General features: G+C 57.8%; 1 protein-coding gene. It reads left to right on the forward strand.

Annotated elements, in window-relative coordinates; all coding sequences use genetic code 11:
• Positions 1–416 precede the first annotated feature (416 nt).
• Entirely contained in the window at positions 417–3,521 is a 3,105-nt protein-coding gene (locus tag EPN31_RS15850; protein ID WP_015447883.1) for a Tn3 family transposase, read from the forward strand.
• Positions 3,522–3,557 lie beyond the last annotated feature (36 nt).

Below are 3,557 nucleotides of genomic sequence, written 5' to 3' on the forward strand. Positions count from 1 at the left end.
TCCGTCATCGACATAGATCACCCGCGCATCGAGCGCCATCCCATCGAGCACGCCGACAAGACGCGCATGAAACAGGGGGAGCACTTCCGCTTCGTTGTACGCGGGCACCACAACGGTGAGACGGACGGATGGGGCCACGAATATCCCTGCGCGCTATGACATCGTCGGCACAGTAATGAGCAACCCGCGCGTCCCCACTCAACGACTTCTCAATTATTCGTTAAGCGTGCTCTGGACAATTGAATCTGAAACGACCGGCCAGCGGGTCGTGTGGACGACGACGATTGACTGATCGCCTGGCACATTCACACCGGGTATCGTCACCACCTCGTTCTTGACTCTATGCTGGCACTGACGAAGCAGCGATAACGAAGCTCCTGGTCGCTGCAAAAGAACAAACTCTCCGGGCAATTTGAATGACGTCGGCCTCTGATTCTCACCGTCTGAACATCCTCACTTCTGAAGAGGTTGAAGACCTGTATGGACTGCCCAAATTTACCGACGACGACCGGAACCTTTACTTCGACCTAAGCCCAGCGGAAAAGGCCGCTGTCGACGCACGCACTCCTGCCGTCGGCCTGTATTTGGCATTGGAGTTGGGCTACTTCAAGGCCAAGCGACAGTTCTTCACCTTCGAGCAGGGCGCCGTGGCCAATGACCTGTGCTACCTGCTCGGGCAGTATTTTCCGGGCCAGACCGTCGAATCGATCAAGGCGCCATCCAGGCCCACGCGCGGTGCCATCCAGCAAACCGTTCTCGACCTATTTGGGTACCGCGTGTGCGACAACGTCGCCAAGACGGAGCTGGAGCAAAAAGCCCAGCGAATCGCAACACTGTCGACCCAACCGCTGTACATCCGGCGTGAGTCACTGCAGCACCTGAGCAACGAACGGATCGTGGCGCTGCAGTACACGACGATGCAGGACATGGTGGGACGGGTGGTGACGCACGAACGCCATCGCGTCACCCGCCTACTCGAACAGGCGATGACCCCAGCGGTCGAGCGAAGTCTCGACGACTTGCTGCGGGCCGACGAACAGATGTATCGGATCAGTGCGCTCAAGCGTGAACCGAAGGACTTCAGCTACAAGGAGCTCAAGCGCGAAGTCGAACGGCGAAAATTCTTCCAGCCGCTGCACGAGTTCGCCCAGAGCTTTCTCGTCGCGGCCGGCTTGTCCAACGAGAGCGGCAAGTACTATGCGTCGCTGGTCAAGTTCTACACGGTCTACAAACTGCAGCGCATGCCCAAGGGCACGACGCGCCTGTACCTGCTCTGTTTCGCTTTCCATCGCTTCCGACAGATCAACGACAACCTCATCGAGGCGTTCATTCATCTGGTCGACCAGTATGAAAAGCAGTCCAAACACGCCGCCGAGGCGGCGATGCAGCAGACGCTGGTGGACGCCAGCGAACACTTGCAGGCGGCGGGCGAGGTGCTTCGCCTGTTCATCGACAAGTCCATCGCCGTCGACAGCCCGTTCGCCACCGTCCAGAAGAAAGCCTTTGAACTGCTGAAGCCGGAGCGCTTTGCGGCAGTGGCCGACTACCTGCGCAATGTCGCTTTCGACAAGACTGCCTTCCAGTGGTCCTACTACACCACAACGCTGTCGCACCGATTCAAGCGCAACCTTCGGCACATGTTCTGCGAACTGGACTTCGCCGGCCGGGTGGAGGATGCGCCGCTACTGGATGCGGTCACGTTCCTGCAGGAGCTGTTGCGCGCGGGCAAGTCGCCGCGACAGACCCAACCGTCACTATTTCCCACGGCGATGATTCCGAAGAGCCTGCAGCGCCACCTCTTTGCCGAGACTGACGAGGCAGGCGATGCGAAGGATCAGGGCAAGCGGTTGGAAGTCGATCGTTATGAGTTCCTCGTCTATCGGCTGTTACGGAACGCGCTGGAAGCCGGAGACCTGTTCGTCAAGGACAGCAACGAATTTCGTCGCTTCGAAGATGACCTGATTAGCGACATGCGCTGGGAGCAGCGCGAAACAGTCCTACAGGAGATTGGTGTACCGCTCCTGATGGCCCCCATCGAGGACACGTTGAGCACGTTCCGTGAGGCGCTGGAAACCCGGTTTGCGCAAGTGAACCAGCGTATTATCGACTCCGCCAACAAACACATCAAAGTCACCGGCCGTGCCGAGAAACGACGGTGGAAGCTGATCTACCCGACGCCTGAAGAACCCGTCAGCGGCTCGTTCTATAGCCAGTTACCCGGCACCGGCATAGCCGACCTGTTGAGATTCGTTGCGGGAGCGACGGGCTTCCTGGGGGCCTTTACCCATGTGCTCGATCGCTATGTCAAGCATGCCCCCGATGCCCGCGAAATCCTGGCTTGCGTGGTCGCGCTTGGTACCAACATGGGCTTGTGGAAGATGGCGGAAGTTTCGGGCCTGAGCTTTTCGTCATTACAGGGCACCGCACGCAACTATCTGCGGCTGGAAACCCTACGGGCCGCCAACGATGCCATCACGAATGCCATTGCGACCTTGCCGGCGTTCCATCTGTACGACATCCGCGACGAGATGCATTCCAGCAGTGACGGGCAGCGCATCGAAACTCAGATCGATACCATCAATGCCCGATACTCGCCGAAGTATTTCGGGTTGCAGAAAGGCGTGAGCGCGTACACGCTGGTGGCCAACCACGTACCGATCAACGCCCGTATCATCGGCACGCACGAGCACGAGAGTCACTACGTTTTCGACCTGCTGTACAACAACACGTCCGATATCAAGCCGGAACGACATTCGACCGATACGCACGGTACCAACCAAGTCAATTTCTGGATCTTGCGCACCTTCGGATATGGCTTCGCGCCGCGGTACCGCGATCTGCACAAGAAGATGCAAACTCTGGTCGCCTTCGAGCATCCCAGTCATTACGCCGACATGTTTATCAAGCCGGCACGCAAGGTCTACGACGAACTCATCGTGAAGGAGTGGCCCAACATCCAGCGCATCATGGCCTCACTGGCGCAGAAGGATGTGACTCAGGCCACCATCGTCCGCAAGTTGAGCAGCTACGCCCGCCAGAACCAGACCAAGAAGGCCCTGTGGGAACTCGACAACATCTGCCGCACGCTGTACATCCTCGACTTCATCGACGACGTGGATTTGCGGCAAAGCGTGCAAAAAGCGCTGAACCGAGGGGAGGCGTATCACCGGTTCCGCAAAGCGGTCGCCTACGTCAACGGCGGCAAGTTCCGAGTTCACACCGAAGCCGAACAGCAAATCTGGAACGAGTGCTCGCGCCTGATTGCCAATGCGATCATCTTCTACAACACGGCACTACTGTCTAAGGTATATGCACAGAAGGTGGCCGCTGGCGACCAGGAGGCTATCGCCATCTTACGAGGAATCTCCCCGGTAGCTTGGCAACATATCAACTTGTTTGGCACGTTCGAATTCAACGAAACTACCACCAAGGTCGACATTGATGCGCTTGCCGCCAGATACGCCGATCCAGACTACTGGAGCAAGGCCTTGAAGGAGATGCAAGAAGTGCCTCTCGGCTGATTTTACATTTTTGGGGGTTGGGCAAAATTAGCCAAC

This window comes from Castellaniella sp. (assembly GCF_004321985.1).
In the GTDB taxonomy this organism is placed as follows: domain Bacteria; phylum Pseudomonadota; class Gammaproteobacteria; order Burkholderiales; family Burkholderiaceae_B; genus Castellaniella.

Excerpts from the sequence above, each read along its gene's own strand:
- EPN31_RS15850 (WP_015447883.1), top strand. The coding sequence starts at position 417 with ATGACGTCGGCCTCTGATTCTCACCGTCTGAACATCCTCACTTCTGAA.